Annotated in this window: 27 protein-coding genes, 1 tRNA gene and 1 other RNA gene; 4 read left to right on the top strand and 25 right to left on the bottom strand. The window is 31.3% G+C overall.

The features are described 5' to 3' along the window. Window positions 1–19: 19 nt before the first annotated feature. The 10 genes from serC to dnaX form a co-directional block, all read right to left on the bottom strand. Complete coding sequence (serC, locus tag JK634_RS18255) at window positions 20–1,102, bottom strand: 3-phosphoserine/phosphohydroxythreonine transaminase (RefSeq protein WP_202769155.1); 1,083 nt, start codon at window positions 1,100–1,102, stop codon at window positions 20–22. A gap of 372 nt (window positions 1,103–1,474) precedes the next feature. Continuing rightward, a complete protein-coding gene (locus JK634_RS18250) occupies window positions 1,475–1,660 on the bottom strand; it encodes a hypothetical protein (protein WP_202769154.1) in 186 nt (61 codons plus the stop codon). Window positions 1,661–1,915: 255 nt separating this feature from the next. Continuing rightward, on the bottom strand, window positions 1,916–3,427 hold the full coding sequence (locus JK634_RS18245; RefSeq protein ID WP_202769153.1) for a carboxypeptidase M32: 1,512 nt from the start codon (window positions 3,425–3,427) through the stop codon (window positions 1,916–1,918). Window positions 3,428–3,430: 3 nt separating this feature from the next. After that, window positions 3,431–3,598, bottom strand: coding sequence for a hypothetical protein (locus JK634_RS18240; protein WP_202769152.1), 168 nt, complete (start codon window positions 3,596–3,598; stop codon window positions 3,431–3,433). Window positions 3,599–4,190: 592 nt separating this feature from the next. Then, window positions 4,191–5,204, bottom strand: a complete 1,014-nt coding sequence (locus tag JK634_RS18235; protein WP_202769151.1) for a hypothetical protein — start codon at window positions 5,202–5,204, stop codon at window positions 4,191–4,193. Between the two features lie 299 nt (window positions 5,205–5,503). Then, a complete protein-coding gene (locus tag JK634_RS18230) occupies window positions 5,504–5,764 on the bottom strand; it encodes a pro-sigmaK processing inhibitor BofA family protein (RefSeq protein WP_202769150.1) in 261 nt (86 codons plus the stop codon). Between the two features lie 19 nt (window positions 5,765–5,783). Further along, window positions 5,784–6,056, bottom strand: a complete 273-nt coding sequence (locus JK634_RS18225; protein WP_202769149.1) for a DUF2508 family protein — start codon at window positions 6,054–6,056, stop codon at window positions 5,784–5,786. Between the two features lie 71 nt (window positions 6,057–6,127). Beyond that, window positions 6,128–6,724: a recombination mediator RecR gene (gene recR, locus JK634_RS18220; protein WP_202769148.1), complete on the bottom strand. Its 597-nt coding sequence runs from the start codon at window positions 6,722–6,724 to the stop codon at window positions 6,128–6,130. A gap of 256 nt (window positions 6,725–6,980) precedes the next feature. After that, window positions 6,981–7,322: a YbaB/EbfC family nucleoid-associated protein gene (locus JK634_RS18215; RefSeq protein ID WP_202769147.1), complete on the bottom strand. Its 342-nt coding sequence runs from the start codon at window positions 7,320–7,322 to the stop codon at window positions 6,981–6,983. A 304-nt stretch (window positions 7,323–7,626) separates the two neighbouring features. After that, window positions 7,627–9,249: a DNA polymerase III subunit gamma/tau gene (dnaX, locus tag JK634_RS18210; RefSeq protein WP_202769146.1), complete on the bottom strand. Its 1,623-nt coding sequence runs from the start codon at window positions 9,247–9,249 to the stop codon at window positions 7,627–7,629. A 129-nt stretch (window positions 9,250–9,378) separates the two neighbouring features. Here dnaX and JK634_RS18205 point away from each other — a divergent pair, with 129 nt between their 5' ends. Next, a complete protein-coding gene (locus tag JK634_RS18205) occupies window positions 9,379–10,221 on the top strand; it encodes a thymidylate synthase (RefSeq protein WP_202769145.1) in 843 nt (280 codons plus the stop codon). 140 nt (window positions 10,222–10,361) lie between these two features. Further along, on the top strand, window positions 10,362–10,847 hold the full coding sequence (locus JK634_RS18200; protein WP_202769144.1) for a dihydrofolate reductase: 486 nt from the start codon (window positions 10,362–10,364) through the stop codon (window positions 10,845–10,847). Between the two features lie 79 nt (window positions 10,848–10,926). On the opposite strand, the gene JK634_RS18195 is transcribed toward JK634_RS18200, so the two are convergent. Continuing rightward, entirely contained in the window at window positions 10,927–11,526 is a 600-nt protein-coding gene (locus tag JK634_RS18195; protein WP_202769143.1) for a TetR/AcrR family transcriptional regulator, read from the bottom strand. 192 nt (window positions 11,527–11,718) lie between these two features. Between JK634_RS18195 and JK634_RS18190 the strand changes: the two genes are divergently transcribed. After that, window positions 11,719–12,417, top strand: a complete 699-nt coding sequence (locus tag JK634_RS18190; protein ID WP_207753671.1) for an ABC transporter ATP-binding protein — start codon at window positions 11,719–11,721, stop codon at window positions 12,415–12,417. A gap of 15 nt (window positions 12,418–12,432) precedes the next feature. Further along, window positions 12,433–13,512: an ABC transporter permease gene (locus JK634_RS18185; protein ID WP_202769142.1), complete on the top strand. Its 1,080-nt coding sequence runs from the start codon at window positions 12,433–12,435 to the stop codon at window positions 13,510–13,512. Between the two features lie 75 nt (window positions 13,513–13,587). Here the strand turns inward: JK634_RS18185 and JK634_RS18180 are convergent, their stop codons facing one another. From JK634_RS18180 to lgt, 14 genes are all read right to left on the bottom strand, one after another. Next, on the bottom strand, window positions 13,588–14,664 hold the full coding sequence (locus JK634_RS18180; protein WP_202769141.1) for a DUF4179 domain-containing protein: 1,077 nt from the start codon (window positions 14,662–14,664) through the stop codon (window positions 13,588–13,590). Continuing rightward, on the bottom strand, window positions 14,654–15,190 hold the full coding sequence (locus tag JK634_RS18175) for a sigma-70 family RNA polymerase sigma factor (protein WP_202769140.1): 537 nt from the start codon (window positions 15,188–15,190) through the stop codon (window positions 14,654–14,656). Before JK634_RS18175 ends, JK634_RS18180 begins: the two co-directional genes overlap by 11 nt. 282 nt (window positions 15,191–15,472) lie before the next feature. After that, on the bottom strand, window positions 15,473–16,039 hold the full coding sequence (locus JK634_RS18170; RefSeq protein ID WP_202769139.1) for a glycerol-3-phosphate responsive antiterminator: 567 nt from the start codon (window positions 16,037–16,039) through the stop codon (window positions 15,473–15,475). Between the two features lie 118 nt (window positions 16,040–16,157). After that, complete coding sequence (gene glpK / locus JK634_RS18165; protein WP_202769138.1) at window positions 16,158–17,654, bottom strand: glycerol kinase GlpK; 1,497 nt, start codon at window positions 17,652–17,654, stop codon at window positions 16,158–16,160. 63 nt (window positions 17,655–17,717) lie between these two features. Continuing rightward, window positions 17,718–18,422 (bottom strand): MIP/aquaporin family protein, encoded by a 705-nt coding sequence (locus tag JK634_RS18160; protein WP_202769137.1) that lies wholly within the window; start codon window positions 18,420–18,422, stop codon window positions 17,718–17,720. Between the two features lie 264 nt (window positions 18,423–18,686). Beyond that, complete coding sequence (locus tag JK634_RS18155) at window positions 18,687–19,058, bottom strand: DUF1667 domain-containing protein (protein WP_202769136.1); 372 nt, start codon at window positions 19,056–19,058, stop codon at window positions 18,687–18,689. A gap of 5 nt (window positions 19,059–19,063) precedes the next feature. Beyond that, window positions 19,064–20,323 (bottom strand): NAD(P)/FAD-dependent oxidoreductase, encoded by a 1,260-nt coding sequence (locus JK634_RS18150; RefSeq protein WP_202769135.1) that lies wholly within the window; start codon window positions 20,321–20,323, stop codon window positions 19,064–19,066. Between the two features lie 44 nt (window positions 20,324–20,367). Next, window positions 20,368–21,801, bottom strand: coding sequence for an NAD(P)/FAD-dependent oxidoreductase (locus JK634_RS18145; RefSeq protein WP_202769134.1), 1,434 nt, complete (start codon window positions 21,799–21,801; stop codon window positions 20,368–20,370). Window positions 21,802–22,026: 225 nt separating this feature from the next. Further along, window positions 22,027–22,833 (bottom strand): YitT family protein, encoded by an 807-nt coding sequence (locus JK634_RS18140; protein WP_202769264.1) that lies wholly within the window; start codon window positions 22,831–22,833, stop codon window positions 22,027–22,029. A 187-nt stretch (window positions 22,834–23,020) separates the two neighbouring features. Further along, on the bottom strand, window positions 23,021–23,755 hold the full coding sequence (locus JK634_RS18135) for a superoxide dismutase (RefSeq protein ID WP_476727386.1): 735 nt from the start codon (window positions 23,753–23,755) through the stop codon (window positions 23,021–23,023). Window positions 23,756–24,014: 259 nt separating this feature from the next. Continuing rightward, window positions 24,015–24,279: signal recognition particle sRNA large type (ffs, locus tag JK634_RS18130), an RNA gene on the bottom strand. 3 nt (window positions 24,280–24,282) lie between these two features. Beyond that, window positions 24,283–24,372, bottom strand: a tRNA-Ser gene (locus tag JK634_RS18125). Between the two features lie 197 nt (window positions 24,373–24,569). Then, window positions 24,570–25,607, bottom strand: a complete 1,038-nt coding sequence (locus JK634_RS18120) for a PocR ligand-binding domain-containing protein (protein WP_202769133.1) — start codon at window positions 25,605–25,607, stop codon at window positions 24,570–24,572. Window positions 25,608–25,815: 208 nt separating this feature from the next. Beyond that, window positions 25,816–26,592, bottom strand: a complete 777-nt coding sequence (lgt, locus tag JK634_RS18115) for a prolipoprotein diacylglyceryl transferase (RefSeq protein ID WP_202769132.1) — start codon at window positions 26,590–26,592, stop codon at window positions 25,816–25,818. Window positions 26,593–26,710 lie beyond the last annotated feature (118 nt).

Raw genomic sequence — 26,710 nt, 5'->3', positions numbered from 1 at the left:
ATAGCACCCCTTAATTCTTTTACTTATTTTCTTCTTCAAATTTCTTCATGAATTCTACCAATGCCTTAACACCTTCTATTGGCATAGCATTATATATGCTTGCTCTCATTCCGCCAACAGTTCTATGTCCTTTTAAGTTCTCAAAACCTGCAGCCTTAGCTTCTTTTACAAACTTAGCATCTAATTCATCTGAACCTGTTACAAAAGGAACATTCATTAATGAACGATCTTTCTTCACAACTGTTCCCTTAAACATACTGCTTGAATCAAGGTAGTCATATAATATTGCAGCCTTTTCTTCATTAATTTTCTTCATTGCGTCTAGGCCGCCTTTATTTTTAATCCATTGAAATACCTTTCCACATATATATATTCCATATGCTGGTGGAGTATTATAAAGTGAATTGTTATCTGCATGAATTTTGTATTTTAACATTGTTGGAGTTCCTGGTAATACATCATCTGTAATTAAATCTTCTCTAATTATTACAACAACAACTCCTGCTGGTCCTATATTTTTTTGAGCCCCAGCAAATATAAGCCCATACTTACTTACATCTACAGGCTCAGATAAAATATCTGATGACATATCCGCAACTAATATCTTATCTCCTGTATCTGGTAAATCATTATATTTAGTTCCATAGATTGTATTGTTATGGCATATATACACATAATCTGCATCATCAGAAATCTTTAAATCTTTTAAATCTGGTATATATGTGAATGTCTTATCTTCAGAAGATGCTAGCACATTAATTTTTCCATATAACTTTCCTTCGGATATAGCTTTTTTAGCCCATTGTCCTGTGTTAATATGATCTGCAACTCTATTTTTCATTAGATTCATTGGAATCATTGCAAATTGTTGTGATGCACCACCTTGAAGGAATAGTACCTTGTAATTATCAGGAATATTCATTAGTTCTCTTAATGTTTTTTCAGCATCCCCAATAATACCTTCAAACGCTTTCGAACGATGGCTCATTTCCATTACTGACATACCGGTTCCTTTGTAGTCTAACATCTCCTCAGCTGCTTCTTTAAGCACTTCTTCTGGTAATACAGCTGGACCCGCAGAAAAATTATATACTCTTGACATTTATAAAAGCCCCCTTTTATTTTTTACATTTTGCTTAGCAGTAAACCCATCTATTTTTCATAATATTTTAAGGTTTTGTCCGTGCATAAACACAAATGTTGTTTTGAAAATTTAATATTTTATTTGTAATTCTACTACTTTTTATGCTTTAAAACAATGCTTTTATTATTAAATTTATCTTAAATCACTCAATTTAGTGATATTTTATAAATTATGATTTTGCATTTCTAATTGCCATAAATAGCCATGATTTTTTGTAAATTTCACAATAAAAATAGTGATTTAAAGGCTTATTATTTAATATTCCTTCAAATCACTATTAAACTAATAAAATCTTGAATTAACCTATAAGGATTTTAATATAAATAAAACTTAACTTTTATCTTGACTCATATCCTTATCACAACAATCCCTACTACACTGACTACTTTCATAACTTTGACAATTTAAACAACTTAATCTTGAACTACAATAAGATACTGGCCCTAATTCTACTGGAGAATAATCATGACAGCCTCTAGCTACAGAGCTTAAGTCTTGAAATAACTCATAATTCATACTATCTTCTCCCTTCTAATTCCTATTAATAATAGTAATATAGGAGTAAGCATCCTTAAGGCAACTACCCTTTTCATATTCAATACAATTTTTACAAGTTGAATAAACTTCCCTCATGCTAATAGACGGCAAAATTGTATTCGGAAAAAAGTCAGGACATAACTCTCCACTTATTGAGGATAAATGAGATTTATTCATATCATCTCTCCTTACAAATTTATATTACCTCTATTATTTTGTGCAGTATTTTAACCTTTATACCTGATACAATTTGGTATATTTTTCTTCTAAATAATCAATAAAGTATTTAGGATTCAGCTTTTCACCTGTTACCTTTAAAAGTAATTCCATTGGCGAATATACCGCTCCATGAGTATGAATCTTTTCCTTTAACCATTTTGTTATTGGTTTAATATCTCCGTTTCCTAATAGTTCTTTATAATTAGGAATATCTTTTTTCATTGTGTTTAAAAATTGAGCTCCATATAAGTTTCCTAATGCATAGCTTGGAAAATATCCAAAAGATCCATCTGACCAATGCATATCTTGAAGAATTCCTTCTGAATCATTTGTCGGCTCTATACCTAAATATTCTTTATATTTTTCATTCCATAGTCTAGGTAAATCACTTGTAGCTACCTCGCCATTAAAAATAGCTTTTTCTATTTCATATCTTATAATCACATGTAATGAATAGGTTAACTCATCTGCTTCAGTTCTTATTAATGAAGGTTCAACCTTATTTACACATTTATAAAATGTTTCAAAGTCTAGATTCTCTAGGTTAACAAAAGATTTCTTTATTTTATTTTCAAATAAAAAACTTAAAAATTCTTCACTTCTTCCTACAATATTTTCATAAAATCTTGACTGAGACTCGTGTACTCCCATTGATGCTCCTTGCGCTAACCAAGTTCCATTAAGTTCGTCACTTATACCTTGTTCGTATATTCCATGCCCACCTTCATGTATTGTTGAAAATAATGCTGATAGAAGCTCGTCTTCATAATAATGAGTGGTTAATCTAACATCCTTATTTGAAAAATTAGTTGTAAAAGGATGTACGCTTTCGTCTAATCTTCCTGCATTCATATCAAATCCAATTAAATCAAGCGAAAAAAGACTTAAATCCTTTTGTAGTTCTCTTGGATAATAAGCTTTAATTACACTTGAATCTATCTTAAGATTACTCTTTTTAATCTTTTTAAGTAAGCCTACTAGCGCATCTCTAAGCTCTCCAAAAACTCCATCCAACACTTCCACGGTAATTCCTTTTTCATACTTATCTAAAAGTGTATTATATTTATGGTGTTTAAAACCCCAATAACCTATAAACTCTTTTTGAAATTCAATTATTTTTTCTAAATATGGTTTAAATATTAAGAAATCATTTTTCTCCTTAGCTTCCTCCCAAGCAACTTCAGACTTGGATGCAAGAATTACAAATTCCTTATATCTACTTACTGGAATTTTCTTAGTTTCTTCATATTCCTTTTTCAATGTTTCAACCATACTTTTATTAACCTTATCTAATTCTTCAAAGTTAGCTTCAAAATAATCTATAAATTCTTTAAGCTTTGGTGATGTTTGAAGATTAAATAACTGTTCTGAAAGATGAGCAATTACTTCTGATCTTCCTTCTACTGCTTTCTTTGGCATCATGACCATCTTATCCCAATAAATTAAATCTAATGCTTGTTTAGTATTCTCCATTACTTTTATATAATCTTTTAGTTCTAATAACTTAATTTCAATACCCTTTTCCATACCTTACTCCTCTATAGTCAATATTGACTCTGTTTCTCTACAATACTTCACGCATAAACACTGTCCTAAATTTCTTGGACATTCATAGCATAAACATGTTGTATCTCCACTACATGCGCCTTTTTTAAACTCTGGACAATGTTCACAATTAAATCCGCTTCCTCTAGTCACAGAACCATTCCTTTCTCTTGTAGATTTATAACCTAATTATATCACTTAAAACCTACTTAAAAAACTTTACATAAATAAAAATAGATACAGCATAATATGATTTTTTTATTACATATGCCCTATCTATTTCTATAATTACCCTATAATTTAACTTTTAGTCTAGACCATAAAAGTTATGTCAGCTATATTTACCTCACACATATATATAGCACTAAAATCGTACAATCGTTTAAAAATAATTAGTATCAAATTTATACTCAATACCTCTTATAAAATTCTCAATTTAAATTTAACCAAAAAACTTTTTTAATTATTTATCACAAGGTTGCCATGGCTTAACCAAGTGTACTTTATTCCTTTGGGGGCAGAATAAGTATATAATTTTTTCTGGATCCTTGTTATTTTCCTCGAGGTAAACAAGAAAGAAAAAAGCGCTTAATAGAGTTATTGCTCTATCAAACGCCTTCGTTCAATCTGTTATACTTTTATTATATTGCCATAATAAAATAAATCAATCCTTTTTTTCATAATTATGTTTTTCAAAATTTAGTCTGTATTTTTTTATTATCTTGTTAAAAATATCCACCTTTTTTTATTCTTTGTCTTTTAGATAACACCTTTTAAGTTGCAATCTATAAAATACTACTGAAGTAATAATTACAACAATATTTAGTAGTAAATTCATATTATTAAAGCTATGTGGTGAGAGTACTAGAACTAATAAATCGAGAATTACTAATAAAGAAAATGAACCAATAAAAGCCATCATCAAGAAAACTATCTTTACAGTCCAAGAAAAATAAAAAAGGTTTTTTATCTTTTCAGACTTTAGCTTTCCAAATATTAAATAATCTACCCAAAACAGAAGTATACCTGCTATAAAAAGTAAAAATGCCGAAATTATTTGATTGCTGAAAGGTTGAAGTTCTATCCTCCAATCAAATGTTAGGGATAGTGCAAAATAATCAACCATTATACTTCCTATCATATCTAGTACCCATTTTAATGGCCATAGGTAATTACTCAATAACATTTTAAAAAGACCAAAAAATAAAAATAAACAGTATTCAATGCATGGAACGAAAATTATTGCTAAAATCTTGTTTTTAACAAGCACAAAGGATAAAAAAATCCCTCCGCAAGATACTATGGAAATTGCTAGTGTTAATAGAAAGAATATAAATATATTGTAACCATTAATACCTAATGACTGAAAGTCCTGTCTTTTCGCCATATAAACTATTAACTTAAATAGAAATACAATTATTATACTTGTACTAGTAATACCTATCAAGGTACTTACCTTAGTGAAAAAGACTTCTTTCAAATTATACTTTTCTTCTTCTATGCTTGAGACTAAAATGTCCATATCTCTTAATATAAAACATGTTAAAAACCCATAAGTTAAATAAAGAATACAACTTTTAAAAGGTGCTAATGAAAAATATTGTTTTATTACCTCCTCTGAATTAGTACCATAATTTTTGTATTGAATCATTTGATACATATTGGTTAAAAAAAGAAATACTATTGTCATCAAAATAACACCCCAGAGTATTATCTTTTTATCCTGATTCAATATCTTCTGGTTTATTAAGTTTTTCATTAAATTCCTTCCGTGAATAATTGCTTCTATATATTGTATTATCATAATTAAATTTTTATTTATTTTTTGTAACACATTATTTGCATGCACATATACTAATGTTATATAGGAATACTCTTTAATTCCTTACTTTACACCTCTAATATTTTTTGTTTTGAATACCTCAAGACTCCCATCTATAACATAAGGCGCATAAAAAATCGCAAAGATTTTTTTATGCGTCTTTGTTGGATTTGAAAGAATCAAAAAAAGGTGAAATATCTCTCTAACAAGTTGAGATATTTCACCTTTTTATTAACTTAAAAGAATAGTTTAAATACTACCATAACTATTACCCCTGGAATACCAAAGAAGCCTGCTATTAATGCTGTAACAATGTTAACTCCAATATTGATTCCAAATGGTCCTCCTATAAAATTAACTACTGCTAGAAGTAAAACTCCTAATATGCCATTAATTATTAACTTTCCAAGCATCTTAATAGGCCATGCAAATACCTTAAATAATATTACTAATATTAGCAAGCTTATTATTCCATAAAAAATTTCTACTGGAAACATATCCCATACCCCCATTTATTTATTCAGCTAACCCTGAACTTTTCTCCACAACATAGGTATTATCTACTTTTGAATTGTTATCCTTTGCTTCTCTCAATAAGAAATCTAGTCTTTTTCTGGCAACTTCTTCAGAATAAATTGCAATTTCTATAAGTTTAGGATCACTTACACTTTCAAACATACTTTCTGCAACCTTAATATCCTTTACTGCTTGTTCAATATCTTTAATCAAAGAAACTTCATTGGTTACCTTCTTTTTCAATAACGATTCTAGAATAAACTTCCTATTCATATAACCCCTCCAATAATTTATATTCAAATTATTGACTGAATTTATATGAGATATTCATTTAAAATGAAAATTTAGATTTCTTTTCTTCCCTCTAGTGCCTTAGATAAGGTTACCTCATCAGCATAATCTAAATCTCCACCTACTGGGATACCTGCAGCTATTCTTGTTACTTTAACATCCAATGGTTTAAGTATCTTGGATATGTACATTGCTGTAGCTTCACCTTCTATATTAGGATTTGTAGCAACTATAACTTCTTTTACATCGGAATTCATTCTTGCAACTAGTTCCCTAATTCTAATATCCTGTGGTCCTCTTCCTTGCATTGGAGATATATTTCCATGTAGAACATGATATACTCCATTAAACTCTTTAACCTTTTCCATAGTCATAATATCTTTTGGTTGCTCAACCACACATATAACTTGTTTCTCTCTGTTAGGATTTGAACATATGGCGCAAGGATCTTTGTCTGTGAAATTACCACAAATAGAACAATATTTAATAGTTCCTCTTGCCTGCACTAATGCTCTAGCAAATTCTTTTACTTCCTCTTCAGGTAAGTTAAGTATATGTAACGTTAACCTTTGCGCAGTTTTTTGTCCCACACTAGGCAACTTTGCAAACTCTTCAATAAGCTTTTCTATAGCAACTGGATAGAAATCCATAATTTCATAACTTCCTTTCTGTATTATTATAATCTAATATTTTAAATTAATTCTTTCTATAAAAACTTTTTATTATTATAAAACGCTATAAATTCCTAATGAGTAAAATATTTATAATCCAAAAGTTCTATCCATCTTTCATATTAAAGAATCTTGTGGTCGCACCAATATAGCTGAGCTTCTTTAATATTCATAATGGAGAACTTTAAAGGATTATAAAATAGGCATACAGATACACCTGTATGCCTATAGTTAATTAAAATAATCCTGGCATATTCATGCCGCCAGTTAATTTTCCCATTTTACTACTTGTTTCTTCATCAGCTTTTTTCATCGCTTGATTTACAGCACTAAGTACTAAGTCTTGAAGCATTTCTACATCATCTGGATCTACTACTTCTGGTTTTATCTCTATGTGAGTTACTTCCTTTTTACCATTAACTTTAACTAGAACGGCTCCTCCTCCAACTGTTGCTTCGAATTCAGCTACTTCTAATTCTTTTTGCATTTCTTCCATTTGTTGTTGAAGTTTTTGAGCTTGCTTCATTAAATTATTCATATTTCCAAGTCCGCCGCCTGGAAAACCACCTTTTGCCATGTGATACCCTCCTTAAATTTTATCTATTCATTATTATATATTATATTATTTGATTTTGCTATATATATATAATCTAGAGGTTTTTTTAATAAAACTTAATTTATACATATTAGAAAATCGTGGTTTCTAACGATTTAACGATGTGTATAAATTATTAGTTGAATTTAAAAACCTTAAAATTTCCTAATTGTCTGCTTTAAAACATCTCTGCTTAATTGGTTCGACCCTAAGATGTTTTGAAGGAGGAGAATTAGCTGAAATCTTTAGGTTATATATAATCTAGAGGTTTTTTTAATAAAACTCTTTATTCATCCAAAATCTCTAAAGCTTCTTCCCCTATGGTTTCTCTAAGTATATCTTCAGTATTCTTTTCTGTACTTTCCTTACTAATTATTGTGTAAACTACCTTAACTCCATCCTTTAGTATCTCACTAAACACTTCATTTACTATTTTAGAATTTTCAAGCTGTTCTAGTCTTTTCTTGTTGAAGGCATATTCATCATCATATAGAATTTCAACCACACCATTTTTACAAGCTACAGGTTTTCCTGTTGATAATGATGCATATATGACCATTGCCCTTCTAGCTTTAAATCTCTCTAGAATATCTCTCCAATATCTCTTTACATCGTCTAAAGTAACCTTTGAATCTTCATTAAAGCTGTGTGTGATAGTTGCTTCTCTTTGAACTTCTTGCTTCCTTATAGTTTTAGGATTCTTCTCTGGTTCTATCCCCTGAGAATCTCCCTGTGGTTTAGCAGCTACTGTAACCTTTCCAGATCTTAATGCTTCTTCTAATCTATTTATTCTCGCTAATAAAGTTTCCTTTGACATATCAAATTCTATTTTGCACATTTTTATGGTTGCTAATTCTAGGTATATTCTAGCTTGCTTACTAGCTTTAGAATTTTCCTCTGCTTCTTGAAGAATTCTGACATTCCTCATAATTTCTTCATATCGTAGTCTTTCCCCTTGTGCCTTTAACAAATCTATATTTTCTTCTGACATATCTAATATTTCTTCAGGATTATTTGTAACCTTAGTCATTAGAAGGTTTCTAAAATGGCTAGTTAAGTCCTTTATAAAAAGTCCAATATCCTTACCTGAAAGAACTATTTCTTCAATAGTCTTCATAGATTTCTCTATATCTTTTTCAATTATAGAACTGGTAATTTTAAATAAATACTCATTAGTTACAAGACCAAGCATTGATACTAGCTGCTCATAATCAACCTTACCATCTCCCATAGAGATAGCTTGATCTAATATACTTAAAGAATCTCTCATTGCTCCATCTGAAACTCTAGTAATAAGACTTAAGCTCTTATCATCTGCAAAAACTCCTTGCTCTTTGACAATCTTTCTAAGCCTAGCAATCATATGCTCATTAGAAATTCTCTTAAAATCAAATCTTTGACACCTAGAAAGAATTGTTATAGGTAATTTCTGAGGATCTGTAGTTGCCAAAATAAATATTACATTACTTGGCGGCTCCTCTAGTGTTTTTAAAAATGCATTTACAGCTCCTGTCGTTAACATGTGAGCTTCATCCATTATGTATATCTTATATTTAGCTTCTTGTGGTGGATATTGAACTTCATCAATAATATCTCTAATATTCTCTACCTTATTTCTTGATGCAGCATCCATTTCATTTATATCTATAGCTAAACCTGCATTTATTTTCTTACACATTTCACATTCATTGCAAGGCTCACCATCCACAAGGTTTAAACAATTTAAAGCCTTTGAAAATACCTTAGCAGTTGAAGTCTTACCTGTTCCTCTTGTCCCGCAAAATAAGTAAGCATGCGCTATTCTATTTGTTAATATCTGATTTTTTAGGGTAGTAGTTATATGCTCCTGCCCAACAACATCCTCAAATTTTTGTGGTCTCCACTCTCTATATAAAGCTCTATAAGCCAAGGAACTCACCTCATCTTCTATTTAAACTACTTAATATTATATCATTTTTAGCTATTAAAATAACTATTTATTATAACTAAATATTTAACTATGTTATAATATTATTAAATCTAATTTAGAGGTGAATTTATGACGACACATTTTATATCTAAAACAGATAAATTATTTAAAGATACACTAAATGATATTCTTACTGATGGAATAAGTACTCAAGGTCATAAAATAAGACCACAATATAAAGATGGTACACCAGCTCACACAATATACATAAACCAAGTTGTAGAAAAATATGATATATCTAAAGGGAATTTCCCTATCACCACACTTAGACCAATCGCTTGGAAATCTAGCATCAAAGAGATTTTATGGATATATCAAAAGGCTTCAAATGAACTTTCCGTATTAGAGGAAATGGGCATTACCTGGTGGGCAGATTGGGAAATTAATGGTACCAGAACTATTGGACAAAGGTATGGTGCTACTGTAAAAAAATATGACTTAATGAATAAGCTTTTGAATGGATTAAAAAATGAACCTTATACTAGAAGACATATTATAGATTTATATCAATATGCAGATTTTGAAGAAACTGCTGGCTTGTATCCTTGTGCATTCCTTACAGTTTGGTCTGTTAGAGGAGAGTATCTTGATGTAACTCTTCATCAAAGAAGTTCAGATTATTGCACTGCTGGCCATATAAATAAAATTCAATATGTTGCATTAATGATGATGGTAGCAAGGCATGTTGGTTTAAAACCTGGTGTGTTTATGCACGTTGTTGATAATCTACATATTTATGACAGACACATAGATCAGGCAAAAGAATTAATAGCTAGAACACCTAGTAATAAACAACCTAAACTAATACTTAAAGAAGGTAAAACAAACTTCTATGACTTTACTATAGATGATTTTGAAATGCTTGATTACGAACCAGTTAAACCACAATTAAAGTTTGAATTAGGGATATAGAAATTAACATAATAAACTACAAATTAAGATTAAGTGTATGCTAAGTTTCTTTAACAAAGGAATATTTATATAAACTTTAAAATATAAGAATACTAAGAAACTTAAGAATTTATTGAACCAATAGAAGGAGGTTTTATATCATGCTTTCAATAATAGTAGCAGTAGCTGAAAATAATGCTATTGGTAAAAATAATGACTTACTTTGGAGATTACCGAGTGACTTAAGGAGATTTAAGGAGATTACTTCTGGTAAAACTATCATTATGGGTAGAAAAACTTTTGAATCATTGCCTAAAGTTTTACCTAATAGACATCACGTAATTTTAACTAGAGATACTGATTTTTCTGTAGATGACCCTCAGGTAGAGGTTGTTAATTCCTTAGATGCTGTAGTTGAAAAATTTCACCACTCAGAAGAAGAAGCTTTTATAATTGGTGGAGGAGAAATTTACTCTGCATTCTTACCTTATTCAAACAAGCTGTATCTTACAAAGGTATTTAAAGATTTCGGTGCAGATACTTATTTCCCAAACATAAATGAGAATGAGTGGATGCCTGTGTTAGAAAGTAAAGTTTTCGAAGAAAATAACTTAACATATCAATTTACTGACTTAGTTAGAAAATAAAAACTAGGAGGCGGGTGATGTTATCATCCGTCTCCTATTGTTATTAATCCTATTTAACCTTGAAAATTTAATTTAATAACTATTTTATATCAACATTTGCCTTTAACACTCCATTATATATGGTATATACAACATCACTTACAAATACCGCTAATTCTTCTGGGCTTTCTTCCATACCAGTTCTAAGCCATTTTTGAATAATACCTAATTGCGCTGATGCTGCAACTGCACCCATATATTTTAATTTTATTTCTCCCACAAATTCTACTTCTACATTTTTTATTAACATACTTTCAATGAAGTTTTTAAGCTTCATTTGAAAATTCAAATCCCCATTAGCTCCTAATAAAACTTTCATAAAGTCAGAATTTTGCTTTATGTAAGTATATACAAAATTGAAAACTTGCAGCAAATTTTCTTTCTTTGAAAGTAACTTAAAATCCCTAGGATATTTTTCAGATATACTTTCTGCTAATTTAGCGAATTCCTTTAGAAATTCATCTTCTTTTTGTTCTAATAAGTCATACTTATCTTTATAATGCAGATAGAATGTCCCCCTATTAATGTCTGCTTCTTCAGTTAAATCTTTTATACTTATCTTATCAAAGCCTTTTTCTATCATTAGTTTTATTAAGGCATCTTCTAGTAATTTTTTAGTTTTACCACTTCTTCTATCCATATAACTTCTCCTTAAAAGTAAGATAATGAACACATACATATTATTTGTCTATTAATGAACACTAGTAACTATGGTGATTATTGTTCTTTACCATAGCTTAATTATAATAGAAGTATGAGAAACTAATCAACACATTGTTAATTTATAGCGTTTGGGATTCCTTATATGGAACCCTATAATAGGAGGATAAAAATGGATGTTGTAAGAATTTCAAATTTAGTTAAAAAATATTCTAATATTACTGTTCTAAACAATATAAATCTTACCCTTAATGAGGGTGAAATCATTGGTTTCATTGGCCCATCTGGCTCCGGAAAAACTACCCTTGTAAAATCCATAATAGGTATGGAAAAAGTAGACAATGGGGGTATTGAACTATTAGGTAAAAAGATTCCTAACTTAAAGGTTCTAAATGATATTGGCTATATGGCACAATCAGATGCTTTGTATGAAGAATTAACGGGAAAAGAAAACTTAGAATTCTTCTGTAAATTATACAGGCTATCTAAAAACCAAATTAAATCCCGAATAGAATATACTTCAAAGCTCGTTAATCTTGAAAATGAATTATCTAAAAAGGTAAGTAATTATTCAGGAGGTATGAAAAGAAGGCTCTCTCTAGCAATTTCTTTAATACAAGACCCTAAACTTCTTATATTAGATGAACCTACTGTAGGAATTGATCCCAAGTTAAGATTTAGTATATGGGAAGAATTAAAGTCTTTAAAAGCTGATGGCAAGACAATAATATTAACAACTCACGTTATAGATGAGGCAGAAAAATGTGATAAATTAGTTTTAATACGAGAAGGTAATATTATTGCAACTGGAAGCGTGGACGAACTAAAGCAACAATTTAAAGTAAATACAGTAGAAGAAATATTTCTATAAAAGGAGGAGCCCAATATGATAATACCAGCATTAATAAAAAGAATTATAATACAAACCATCAGAGATAAAAGAACCTTAGCCCTTATGATGATTGCTCCTTTAATACTCTTAACCTTAGTAAACTTTTTATTTAATTCAAACAATAAATCCACACTGAATGTTGGAGTATATAATACTAGCGAGAGTTTTAATAAAGACCTAGAAGCAAATGATATAAACATAATAAAATATGATGATACTGAAAATATAAAAGATAAAATAACTTCTGATAGCTTAAAAGCCTTTATAAGCAAAGATAACGATAAGTTAAATATAACCTACGAAAATAGTACTCCCTCTGATAGCACACAAATTAAAGCTAAAGTTCAAGGCACTCTTGCAAAGGAGCAACTAGATCTTTTATCCTCTAAAGTATCCCAAGTAAGTGGTAAGGCAGCCATGCAACAAAAGCCTATTTCAATAGAAAATAGTTACGTATATGGAGATGAAAATTTGTCTTTCTTTGACACACTTAGTCCTATATTAATAGGTTTCTTTGTATTCTTCTTTGTATTTTTAATATCTGGGATATCTTTATTAAAAGAAAGAACCTCAAAAACTTTAGAAAAGTTGTTATCAACGCCAATTAAAAGAAGTGATATAGTATTTGGCTATTTATTAGGCTATGGAATATTTGCAATAATTCAGACCGTTATAGTAGTACTCTTTTCTATATATGTACTAAACATAAGAATGGAAGGTAATATTTTTCTAGTACTGCTTACTAATATCATTATAGCCTTTGTTGCTTTATCTTTAGGAATATTGCTATCAACCTTCGCTAATTCAGAATTTCAGATGATGCAATTTATTCCTGTTGTGGTTATTCCTCAAATATTTTTTACTGGACTAATACCTATAGAAACCATGTCAAATTGGCTTCAATATTTTGCACACATTATGCCCTTATATTATGGAGCACAAGCTTTGCAGGGAATAATGGTTAAAGCATATACTTTTAGTGATTTACAATTTTATTTATCAATTTTACTTTTGTTTGCTGTGGTATTCTCCCTTCTAAACATTTTAGGCTTGAAGCGATATAGGAAGATTTAACTCTATGCTATTTATGGTAGTTCAGAAAAGTTTAGGGATAGGGGCTGACCATGCCCTTATCCCTAAAATAATATATTATTTTTCTCTTTCTAAATCTACAACAATCTCTTTTTTAGTCTTTTTATCTGTATCATCACAATTAATATATAGCTTAAGATTATTTACATTATCAAACTTTGTTATACTATAGTTTGTACTCGCTATAGTGTACCCATCTTCATAACCTTCACTCAAGTCTCTGTCTATATGATAGACATGTCCTTTATCATCTTTAATATACGAAAAAGCTATATTTTCATCTATTCTTCCAGGCACCTTAAATTTAATATTCAATGATGTTGTACCAGCTTCCGCCTTAAGTATTTCAACATCATTTACCTTTTTACTTACATTATATCTAACAGTTTTTACATCCCAGAACTTATCATCAATTTTAACATTTAGCTTCCAATCACCAGCTATATTATTTACAACTTTATTATCTTTGAATACTACTATATTTTTTATTTCAAACTTTAATGCTGATGTTTTAGTAATCATGCCTTCTGGTGATATTAGTAAAGTCTTTGCACTATATTTATCCCCCTCTTTATTAAAACTTCCTTCTTCTTGGCTGCTTCCTATAATGGTCGTATAGTCATTAGGTACTTCTTGATTATCACTTAATGAATTATCTATTACTTTTCCTTCTGCATTTTTTATTATCCCTTGAAAATATATCCTATCTCCATCTTTAAGCATACTTTTATCCTTAAATTCAGCTGAGACTCCATATGCCAATTTACTGTTATCAATAACAAGATTATCTATAGAAATCTTTATATTTTTGTATTCTACAACGCTTGAATTGTTTTGGACATAGTTATTATCTACAGCTCTTTCAATTCCTCTGTCATTGATATTGAAAATGGCTTTTACTGCTGCAACAACAGGTCTGCAAAAACTTAATCCTACTAGTATAGTAATTGTAGCTGCTGCAACCAATGGTCTTCTCCAAGATTTTTTTATTGTTCTCTCCTGCTTTATTTCAGTATCTTTCATTTCTCTTATTTCATTAAATGCTAACTCCATTTTATCTAAAACACTTCTAGGTACATTATCTTCATAAAGCTTATTTAAATTATTTTTTATCCCAATATTGCTATCCTTCATAGCATAACCCCCCTTTAGATTCTTCTAGTAAGCTTTTAAGTCGACCCCTTCCCCTACTGAGCCAAGATTTAACTGTTCCCTCTGAAACTTTGAGCGATACAGCTATATCCTTAACTGACATATCTTCTAAGTAAAATAACACCAACGTAACTCTATAATTTTCTGGTAGCCTACTTAACATATCCCTAGCATCAACATTATCATATCCCTCTTCATAAATGCCCTTATCCATTATCTTTAATGAACTATCTAGTAATACAGTCTTGTTTTTAGCACCAATTATATCTTTACACTTATTTATTAAAATTCTTATAATCCAAGTTTTAAAATACTTGGGTTCTTTAAGCTTGTTTAAAGATTTAAACGCTTGAAGAATAGTTTCTTGTATAGCATCTCCTACTTCCTCATCATCCTTTAACATGGCTTTTGCTATTTTGTATAAATTACTATCAAGTTTTTTAATACAATTTATAAAAGCTTCTCTATCCCCATTTATGGCCTTTTCTATTTCACTTTCACTACTCATACTTCACCTCAAAATACTCCACGTGGATTGTTTCTTTCATATATTTGACGGTTATAGATAATAAAAAGGTTGCACAGATATAAAAAAAAATATCATCTTAAAAAGATTATATCTTTTTAAGATGATATTATATACGAACTTTATCTATTTTAACTTATTATAATTTTCACTTTGCTTAACTTATATAGGGTTTTAAGTTCAACTATTAACTTATTCATGCCTGAAAATGTCCTGAAGCCGACATTTTCAAACAAGTATAAGTTAAGTTTCTTATAAGAAACCCTATATATACCAAATATCTTCCTTGCTAGTAGAAATAGCAACAGCTCCTGACTTAAGGCTTTGTATAACATCTTCTTTATCCATTATAAGACCACCAGTTATAATGGGAACATTAGTTGTATTACTAAACACTTTCGTAACCTTTGGCATTATTCCTGGTAATATTTCTATTGCATTAGGCCTTATAGCTTCAACAGAATGTACTCCAGTCTCTAAGGATAGATGATCTATTATAAAAAATCTTTGTATTACAAACATGTTAAGACTCTTTGCCGCTTTTACCAAATTTGTTTTTGTGGTAATTATCCCATCTGGATTAATATTTTCGTTAATGTACTTTAAAGCTAATGTATCTTTTGACAGCCCATCTATTAAATCCACATGTACATATACAACTTTTCCTGAGCTTCTAACTCTATCTACAATTGACTTAACGTTAAATATATCTGACTTCAAAACAAATATAACTTCACAAGGAGATTTAATTGCTCTCTCTAACTGCTCACTTGTTTTTATAGCTGCTATTATAGGGTTCTCCTGTAGTCTATTATAAAATTCATTTTTCATGCACTCTCCACCCGTCTTAAGTAATTGTAATACCATTCTATCATAAATACGACCAAAATATTACATAGTAATGAACCCCTATAGATTTCCATAGAAGTTCATTACTATATTTAATTTATTATTTTTCCCAATCTCTAGATCTTCCAACGGCCTTATGCCACTTACTTACAATCTCTTCTCTATTTTGTGATTCCATATTTGGAACAAAAGTTCTTGGTGCTTTAATATTTGTACATATATCATCTAAGTCTTTCCAGTATCCTACTGCAAGACCTGCTAGATAAGCTGCTCCTAAAGCTGTAGTTTCTATAACTTCTGGTCTTTCAACTGGTGTATCTAAGATATCTGCTTGGAATTGCATTAAGAAATTATTCGCACATGCTCCTCCGTCTACCTTTAATGCTTGTAACTTTATTCCTGAATCTTGTTCCATAGCTTTTAAAACATCATGAGTTTGATATGCCATAGATTCCACTGCTGCTCTTACAAAATGTTCTTTCTTAGTTCCTCTTGTAAGACCAACTATTGTTCCTCTTGCATATGGATCCCAATATGGTGCTCCTAGTCCAACAAATGCTGGAACTAGATATACTCCATTTGTATCATCAACTTCAGTAGCATATTTCTCAGAGTCAGCTGCATTGTTTAACATTCTAAGTTCATCACGTAACCACTGAATAACAGCCCCTCCTATAAAAATACTTCCTTCAAGTGCATATTCAGGTTTTCCATTATAACATGCCGCCATAGTTGTAAGTAAACCATTCTTAGATTCTACAGGCTTATTTCCAGTATTCATTAATAGGAAACATCCAGTTCCATACGTATTTTTAGCTGTACCTTCCTCACAACAAACTTGTCCAAATAATGCAGCTTGTTGATCTCCTGCATCCCCTGCTATTGGAATAGGTGAACCAAAGATAAGCTCATCAGTTTCTCCATAAACTTCACTTGAAGCTTTTACTTCTGGAAGCATTGATTTTGGAATGCCTAATTCTTCTAGAAGTTCATCATCCCATTTTAATTCATGAATATTATATAGCATTGTTCTTGATGCATTTGTGTAATCAGTCACGTGTACTCTTCCCTTAGTTAAGTTCCACATTAGCCAAGTATCTATATTTCCAAAAAGCAATTCGCCTTTTTCAGCTTTTTCTCTAGCTCCAGGAACATTATCAAGTATCCATCTTACTTTTGTTCCTGAGAAATATGCGTCTAAAATTAGTCCTGTTTTTTCTTTTACTTTTTTATCAAAACCTTTAGCTCTTAACTCATCGCAATATTCAGCAGTTCTTCTACATTGCCATACAATTGCATTATATACAGGAATACCTGTCCTCTTATTCCATACTACTGTAGTTTCTCTTTGATTTGTTATTCCTATAGCTGCCACATCTGTTGCATCAAGACCAGCTTTTGCTAAAGCTTCTCCTGCAACTCCTATTTGAGTTCCCCAAATTTCCATAGCGTTATGCTCAACCCAGCCACCCTTTGGATAAATTTGTTCAAATTCTTTTTGTGAAACAGCAACCATTTCACCATGTTTATTAAAGATTATACATCTTGAACTTGTTGTACCTTGATCTAGAGCCATTATATACTTTTCTTTTTCCATTTTGCTTCTCCCCCTACATCTCCGAAATTTAAAGGTTTACATTTACTTAAAATATATTGTTATTTAAAAAACCATACTAAATACAAGTGCGCCAAGTACTCCACCTATTATAGGTGCTACTACTGGTATCCATGCATATCCCCAATCAGAATCTCCCTTTCCTGCTATTGGAAGTATTGCATGTGCTATACGTGGTCCTAAGTCTCTTGCTGGATTTATAGCATATCCTGTTGGTGCTCCTAAAGAAAGACCTATTACTAAGATTAATAATCCTACTGCAAGTGTTCCAAGTCCGTCTGTCATTTTAACTTGTCCAAGTCCTAGTATACCAAATACTAATATAAAAGTTCCTATTATTTCTGTTATTACATTACCTACAGTATTTCTAATAGCTGGTGCTGTACAAAATACTCCAAGTTTTGTAGCTTTATCTTCTGTCTCTTTCCAATGTGGTAAGTATGCTAACCATACTAAAGTAGCTCCTGCCATAGCACCTAAAAATTGACAAGCTATATATCCTGGAACTAAAGACCAAGAAAACTTACCTATAACTGCTAATGCTATTGTAAGTGCTGGATTGAAATGTGCTCCACTTGTTGCTCCAAATATCCATGCTGGTATTGCTACTGCTGTAGCCCATGCTGCTGTTACAACCATCCACCCTCCATTTTGTGCCTTACTCTTATTAAGAGCTACGCCTGCCACAACGCCATCCCCTAATAAAATCAAGATCATTGTGCCTAAAAATTCTGATAAATAAACGGACATAATAAATCCTCCCTATATAAATTAATACTTAATATATTTTAAATATATGTTGTGTTACATATATTTAATATCAATAATGTTAATAAGAGTCTTGTCCTTTTCAGAAATCGTTTTCCAAGTGTTCGGTGAAAAAAAATCCATCATTTATAAAAGGGATTTTGTCCCTTTTACAAATGATGGCTCTCATCTCTCCGCCAAATATTCACTCTAAATCTTTATGCTTAACTATATCTAATTATTACTCATAATATAATTGTATATCGACTAATTACCTTTTGCAATACCCTTTGTAGCTATTATATTTACTTTAGTTCCTGCTATATTTTTAACAATTATATCTCCTATATTTATAGGTGCTTCTACAACTATTCCTTTAAGCTCTTCTATGCATTCCATAATTTTATCCTTAGGAATATCAGCATCAGTTTTTACAGAAACTGCACCTACTTCTCCATTTCTAACCTTCACTGAGGATGTTACAATTCTTGTAGGATTAGTACATTCTTTTTCCGCATAAACCTTTCCTCTCATGCAGGTATTGCCTTTGACGTCAACCACTTTATTCTCTTCTAAGCTTACCTCAAGCATACAACCCATAGGACATCCTATACAAGTTAATTCTCTCTTTTCCTTCATTACTATTACTCCCCTTCCACCTTAACAGTTATCTTCTTACAGTTAGGATGTTTTTCAAATAAAGCTTTTGTAAGCTTAACTGTTTCCATTTCTCCTGGAGAAAGTATTCTTTTCTTTATATGCATTTCTCTTATATCATCAAAATAAACAGAAATATAGCTTTCTTTATAAACATCTCCCACTCTAAACCTTACATCTAAAACTTTTTCTACATTTTTAGGATTAATGAATTTTGGAACTGTATATCTTACACCACTTGTTGCAACTAATTCTATTCCCTTTTCATTAAAGGTTTGTCCGTTAATATATTTTGCAGCATTTTTTCCTGCATTTACACTCTCTTCTGTAACAAAATCAACTAAATCATGAACATGTAGTACATTACCACAAGCAAATATTCCCTCTACATTAGTTTGAAGGCTTTCATTTACTATTGGTCCTCCTGTAACTTTTGATAATTCTACATTCGCCTTTGTAGATAGCTCATTTTCAGGAACAAGCCCTACTGATAAAAGCAATGTATCACAAGGAATATATTCCTCTGTTCCTTTTATAGGCTTTCTATTATCATCAACTTTTGCTATTGTAACCCCTTCAAGTCTGTCCTTCCCTTTTATATCAGTTATAGTATGTGAAAGCTTTAATGGGATTCCAAAATCATCTAAGCATTGTACAATATTTCTTTTTAATCCACCCGAATATGGCATAAGCTCTATGACAGCCTTAACAGTTGCCCCCTCTAATGTCATTCTTCTTGCCATTATAAGTCCTATATCACCAGATCCAAGAATAACTACTTCTTTTCCTGGCATATATCCATCTATATTTACAAATTTTTGTGCAGTTCCTGCCGAATATATTCCTGCACATCTGCTGCCAGGTATATTAATAGCTCCTCTTGGCCTTTCGCGACAGCCCATGGCTAAAATAATTGCCTTAGCTTTAATCTCCAAAACACCATCATTCTCATTAACTGCTGTAATCTTCTTATCTTCGCTTATATCTATAACCATTGTGTTTAATTTGTATGGTATATTCATTTGATTAACCTTTTCTACGAACCTACCTGCATACTCTGGCCCTGTAAGTTCTTCTTTAAAGGTATGAAGTCCAAAGCCATTGTGAATACATTGGTTTAATATACCTCCAATGCAGTTATCTCTCTCTATTATTAAAATGTCCTCGATACCTTCTTCTCTTGCTCCTATTGCAGCTGCAAGACCAGCAGGTCCTCCACCAATTATTACTATATCATGCTCTATCATCTTTTAATCCTCCAAACCTAGATATATTGTTTTCAGTAAAGATATTAAATTTCCTTATTTTCACCTATTAAAAGTTTAGATTTTCCACCAAACTTAGTAATTTCATACTCAGGCACATTTAATTCTGTCGCTAGTATCTTAACTATCTTTGTTGAACAGAAACCAGCTTGACATCTTCCCATTCCTGCCCTTGTCCTTCTCTTAACTGAATCTAAATCTCTTGCTCCAAGAGGTCTTCTTATTGCATTTAGAATTTCACCTTCTGTAACGGTTTCGCATCTACAAACAATTCGTCCATAAGTTGAATCCTTTGCTATAAGTTCATTTCTCTCCTTATTATTCATCTCTCTAAACTTAGGTACTCCATGTCTTATGGGATTAAATTTATCATTTCTTGCTGGTGATAACTTATTAACCACTATTTTTTCAACCATTTCTGCTATAGCTGGTGTACTTGAAAGTCCAGGTGATTCTACTCCAGCTACATTTATAAAGTTTTCAACATCCTTTGCTTCTCCTATTATAAAATCATCAGCTGCACTATGAGATCTAAGCCCTGAGAAAGAAGTAATAACTTGTCTCATAGGAATTTCTTTGAAGGTTATTTTTGCTCTTTCTAAAATATCATCTAATCCGTCTTGTGTTGTATCCATATTAGTTTTATCATTTAAATCTACTGCATTTGGTCCTATAAGCAAGTTACCATCTACAGTTGGTGTTACAAGTACACCCTTACCCATCTTGGTTGGCAATTGGAAAAGTGTTCTAGTTGCCATTGCCCCTGCTTCCTTATCAAATAAACAATATTCACCTTTTCTCGCTATTATCTCTATTTTATTACTACTTATCATATTATTTATATCATCAGAGAATAATCCAGCAGCATTTATTACTACTCTACCTTCAATATTCCCCTCATTTGTCTCTAAAATGAACTTATCTTCTACTTTTTTTATGTTTTCAACTTTAGTATTAAATTTGAACTCAACTCCATTTGTGTATGCATTTTCTGCATATGCTATAGTCATTTCATAAGGGCAAACAATTCCACCAGTTGGTGCATATAATGCCGCTACTACATCTTCTTTTAAATTAGGTTCTAATTCTAATAAACGTTCTTTTCTTAATACTTGTAGATTAGGTACTCCATTATTTTCTCCTTGTTCTTTAAGTTCCTCTAATGTATGTATTTCATTTTCATCAAAACACAAAACTAGCGAACCATTTCTTTTAAATGGGAAATCTAATTCTTTTGACAACTTATCAAACATGGCATTCCCTTTTGCATTTAATTTCCCTTTAATAGTATTTGGCTTAGCATCAAAACCAGCGTGAACTATTCCGCTATTTGCTTTAGATGTTCCTGTTGCAACATCTGAACTCTTTTCTAACACACAAGTTTTCAAATCGTATTTGGATAATTCCCTTGCAATGCTACTTCCAACAACTCCTGCTCCTACAATAATCACATCAAACATATTACCCCTCCATTCAAAACAAAAGGCCATGACCTCAAAAGATAAGGTATTTAAATACACATATCTTTTAAAATCATGGCTCTCTATACTCCGCCTTTTTTATTGCATTTTATGTCTTGATTATAGCACCATAAAAATTCATCGTCAACAACTTATTTAAACCTTTTCATTTCTTTCATATATAAAAGAATGCCCAAAGTATTTTCTAGGCATTCCATATATATTCTAATGTATAGCTTTCTTTTTGTACCTTTTTCCTGCAACTTCCACACTTCCTATAGTTATAAGTGCATCTTCATCAAAGCCCAATACTATTGTCTTAACTTTTGCTATCTCTAGTCTGGATACAATAACATATACAACGCTTGTTTCTATTCCTTTATATGCACCTTTTCCATCTAGCAAGGTTACACCTCTACCCAGCCTGTCCATTATTGCTTCAGCAATATCTTGATACTTATCTGAAATAATAGTTACCGCCTTTGATTCATCAAATCCTTCTACTACTATGTCAATTACTTTAAACGCTATAAAATAAGCTATAAGAGAATACATTGCTTTATCAAATCCAAATAGGAATCCTGATGCTCCTAGTATAAACAAATTGAAAAACATAACAATTTCTCCTATGGAAAAGCTTATTCTTTTGTCCAATATAATAGCCGCTATCTCAGTTCCATCTAAAGAACCACCATTTCTTATTATAAGTCCAACACCAGCTCCCATAATTATTCCACCAAAAACAGTACCTAATAAAACATCATGAGTTATACCCGGAACAGGATGGAGAACACTAACCCCTATTGATAAACAAATAACTGAAAATATGGTTGATAAGGTAAAGGTTTTTCCGATGTGTTTATAACCTAATATAAAGAATGGAATGTTTAATATGAACGTGAATGCTCCAAGGGGAAGATTAGTTAAGTGGCTAGCCATAATTGATATTCCAACTACCCCGCCATCTATTAAGTTATTGGGTAATAAGAATATCTCTAACCCGATTGAAACTAATACACATCCTATCATCATAGAAATAAATTTTGTTATTAGATTTAATTTCTTGTTTTTAGCCAATAATCCTCCTCCTAACTGATTTCTTTTTTCACTATATTATAATAATATATTATTTTATCAATAACCGTCAAGTAAACCAGCTTTTTGTTAACAAAATTAAAGTTGGTAGCCTGTTTTTTTAACAAACTTCCAACTTTAATTTTTAACTATTTGCTAATGTTTCTGCTCTATCCCAGTCAACTACATTCCACCAATTATCAATGTATTCTGCTCTCTTATTTTGATATTTTAGATAATATGCATGTTCCCATACATCTATTGCTATTATTGGTTTAACTCCTAATGCTAGTGGAGTATCCTGATTGGCTGTAGATATAATCTTCAAGTTCCCTTGCTGATCTTTAACTAGCCAAGCCCAACCTGAACCAAATCTTTCTAATGCAGCCTTTTTAAATTGCTCCTTAAATTTATCAAAAGAACCATAGGTTTTATCAATTTTATTCTTTAACTCACCCTTGGCTTCTCCCCCTTTGTTAGGAGCCATGACCTGCCAAAAAAAGCTGTGATTAAAATGTCCTCCCCCATTATTTCTTATAGCTTCTCTTACCTCTTGAGGAATCTTTTCTATATTTGAAAGTAGCTCTTTTAATGTTTTTGCTTGAAGTTCAGGGTATTTTTCTAAAGCTTTATTTAGATTATCTACATATGCTTTATGATGTTTATCATGGTGAAGCATCATTGTCGCTTCATCTATATAAGGTTCTAATGCATTATATTTATACTTTAGTGCTGGCACTTCATACGGGTACTTTAAGTTATATAATTCTGATAAGAGTTCATAGGACATATCTTCTTTAAAGGCTTCAGTTGCACTAACATTTATAGTTGAACTCATAATTAAAATAAATCCTAAAAAAATTAATACTAATTTTTTCATAAAAAAACCTCCTTTTATAGAAAATATTATCTTCTATAAAAGGAGGTTTTATTAATGTAATGTTTGCCAATAACTTATTAACCTCTATATATAAAATTCTTTAAAGTTATCCACATTTTTATATTTTTCCCCATGATATTGTGTGTATTATCAACATTATGCACAATATATTGTTGATAACTTTTTTCAATTAAATTCTCCATTTTTTGCGCAAAAAAAACTCAGCTTTCGCTGAGTTTTATTTTTAGAAATAAATAAACCGTGCACCTGGCATCGATAGTAGCTTATAGGCGTTACCTAAGCAGTAAGCTCAGACCAGATTGATCCACGGCACATGCAAGACACCGCTTATCGCTGCTTCCTTCCGGACCTGACGAGATTCACGGGCTTACATTGCGTGGGACCCAGCCCTCAACACCACTTACTTAGGGCAGACCCTACAGGCTAAAACCTAAACCAGGACTTCGACCCTGCTATAGCGGATTGCAGGTTACAGGGCACCGCTGACTCCCCATCTAGCACGGCGTTGGCGGAGAGAGGGGGATTCGAACCCCCGGTAGAGTTTCCCCTACACCCGCTTTCCAGGCGAGCTCCTTCGACCACTCAGACATCTCTCCATACAATGTATCCACACTTTATATAAGCTTGTATTTAAAACTTCAACAGTTACTCACTTAGTAAAGTGTCACGAACTTTATTATATATGTTTAATGATACTTAGTCAATACGGAAAATCAATCCTTAATTATTAAAAAATTCTTTTAATAAAGTGTAGCTCGCTTAATAGAGCTACACTTTTTTTCATATGTACTATTTATTTGCCATGATTTCTTAAATCTTCTGCTAAAGATGTTGCTTCTTGTAAGCTTGCTGCCACTTCTTCAATTGCAGCTGTTTGCTGTTCAGTTGTTTCTAATGTTTCATTGGATGCTTCAATTGTCTTGGATACGGATTCTTGTATAAGTCCTGTTAATTGCATAACCTTTATAGCTGTTTCCTTTGAATTATTAGATAGCGTTCTTATTTCACTTGCAACAACACCAAAACCTCTGCCCACTTCCCCAGCTCTAGCTGCCTCTATGGCTGCATTTAAACCAAGCATTCTTGTTTGATCAGCTATACTCTTTATTGAATCTAATATAGAGTTTATTTCTACAGATATTTGTTGAATATTTGCTATTTCTGCATTTAAATTATGTTGATTATTGCTGACATTCACTGCTGAAGCACTAAGTTCTTCCATGCTTGCTGATATTTGGCCAAAATTATCTGCCAAAACTTCGGACATATTGTTTAATCTTAGTTGTTCATAACCAGAATTAGAAAGTGCATTTGCAACAATGAATAAAACTTCTGCTGCTGCTTTTACATTTTTTTCATTCATTCTGTAAACATTTCTAGCAGCTTCTGCATAATCTTCTTCATCTACGCCTATTTCATTTGCTGTTTTCTTAAATTTTAATTCTTGTGGATCTTCTGTTAGCACTTGTCCTCCAAGAATTGTTCCTATAAGATGTCCATCAACTAATATCGGAGCAGCAAAATCTATTAAACCTGCATGACATGTATATATGTATGGTCTTCCTAGTCTTACAGCCTCTTGTCCACCTTTTCTATGGGATTCCGCGCATCTTCCTTCTCCAGTCTTTGTAGATTGCGTTAATCCTTTACAAAATCTTGTATAAGAACTTGGATTAGTTACTGGCGTTCCATCCTTATCAACAGTTACACTTGCAATGTTCATTCCAATAGCAAAATTATCTTGGAAAGTTTGAAGCAACTTAATATCAATTAAGTCTTTTATTTCAAGAGCTTCTAGGTCTAATTCTCCATTTTGTAGCTTCCTTATCATATTAACTCCTCCATATTTTGAATACTTTAAAATAATCTTAATAACAACACATACTCTATTATTCGTAACTATCTATTTATCCTTTATATACTTTTTTTATGTCAATACCTTGTTTTTATTTTCTACATGAAGCTTCTTCATTTCACAGGTAAAATAGTATCTTAGTTTAAGCTTCCAACATATAAAACAAAGGAGGGTTACCCCTCCTTTAAAATGCATTCTTTTTATCTCTATATGTTACTATTGCAATATATATAATTCCGCCAATTATTCCAATTAAACTCACTACTTGAGCTATTCTTAAACCCATAAAATAAAGGCTATCAGTTCTCATTCCTTCAATGAAGAATCTACCGATTGAGTATAAAATCACATATGCAAAAAATAACCTTCCTTTTAGATCCCTATTATAATTTCTGTATATCCATACTAGTATTATACATACAAGGATGTTCCAAATAGATTCATATAAAAATGTAGGCTGATAATAACTTCCATCTATGAACATACCTTTTTGTATAAATGCAGGAAACTTACTTATAAACTCTTTAGAAACTATGTCTCCGTGTGCCTCTCCATTAAAGAAATTTCCCCATCTTCCAAAACCTTGTGCTAGGATTATTGATGGAGCTACTAAATCTGCATATTCCATCATGCGTATTTTTTTCCATCTAGTATATATGAATGCTCCTAGCATAGCCCCTAGTATTCCTCCGTGGATAGCTAGCCCACCCTGTCTAATATTAATTATCTCATTTGTATGCTGACTATAATAATTCCATTCAAATAGAACATAATATCCTCTGGCACCAATTATCGCAAGAGGAAATGCTACTATAAAAATATCAATTAACTTTTCAAAATCTACCTTTCTTTTTGGAGCGTTGTAGTACGCTAATATAAATGCTGCTATTATTCCTAATGATATAAATATACCATACCATCTAAACTCTATTCCAAACAATTCAAATGCTATTGGGTTCATTTTTTGTCCTCCCTTAAGTTAATAAAGGCCTCTATTTACATTACCCATAAGTTTCAAAAAAATCCATGGGGTAACTCAAAACCTTATTCTTATATTATCACAAACCCAACACTATTTT

The sequence above is a fragment of the Clostridium paridis genome, assembly GCF_016765615.1.
Classification (GTDB): domain Bacteria; phylum Bacillota; class Clostridia; order Clostridiales; family Clostridiaceae; genus Clostridium_T; species Clostridium_T paridis.
Note: the sequence above shows the minus strand (reverse complement) of the source record. Positions and strands in the feature narration are given on the sequence as shown.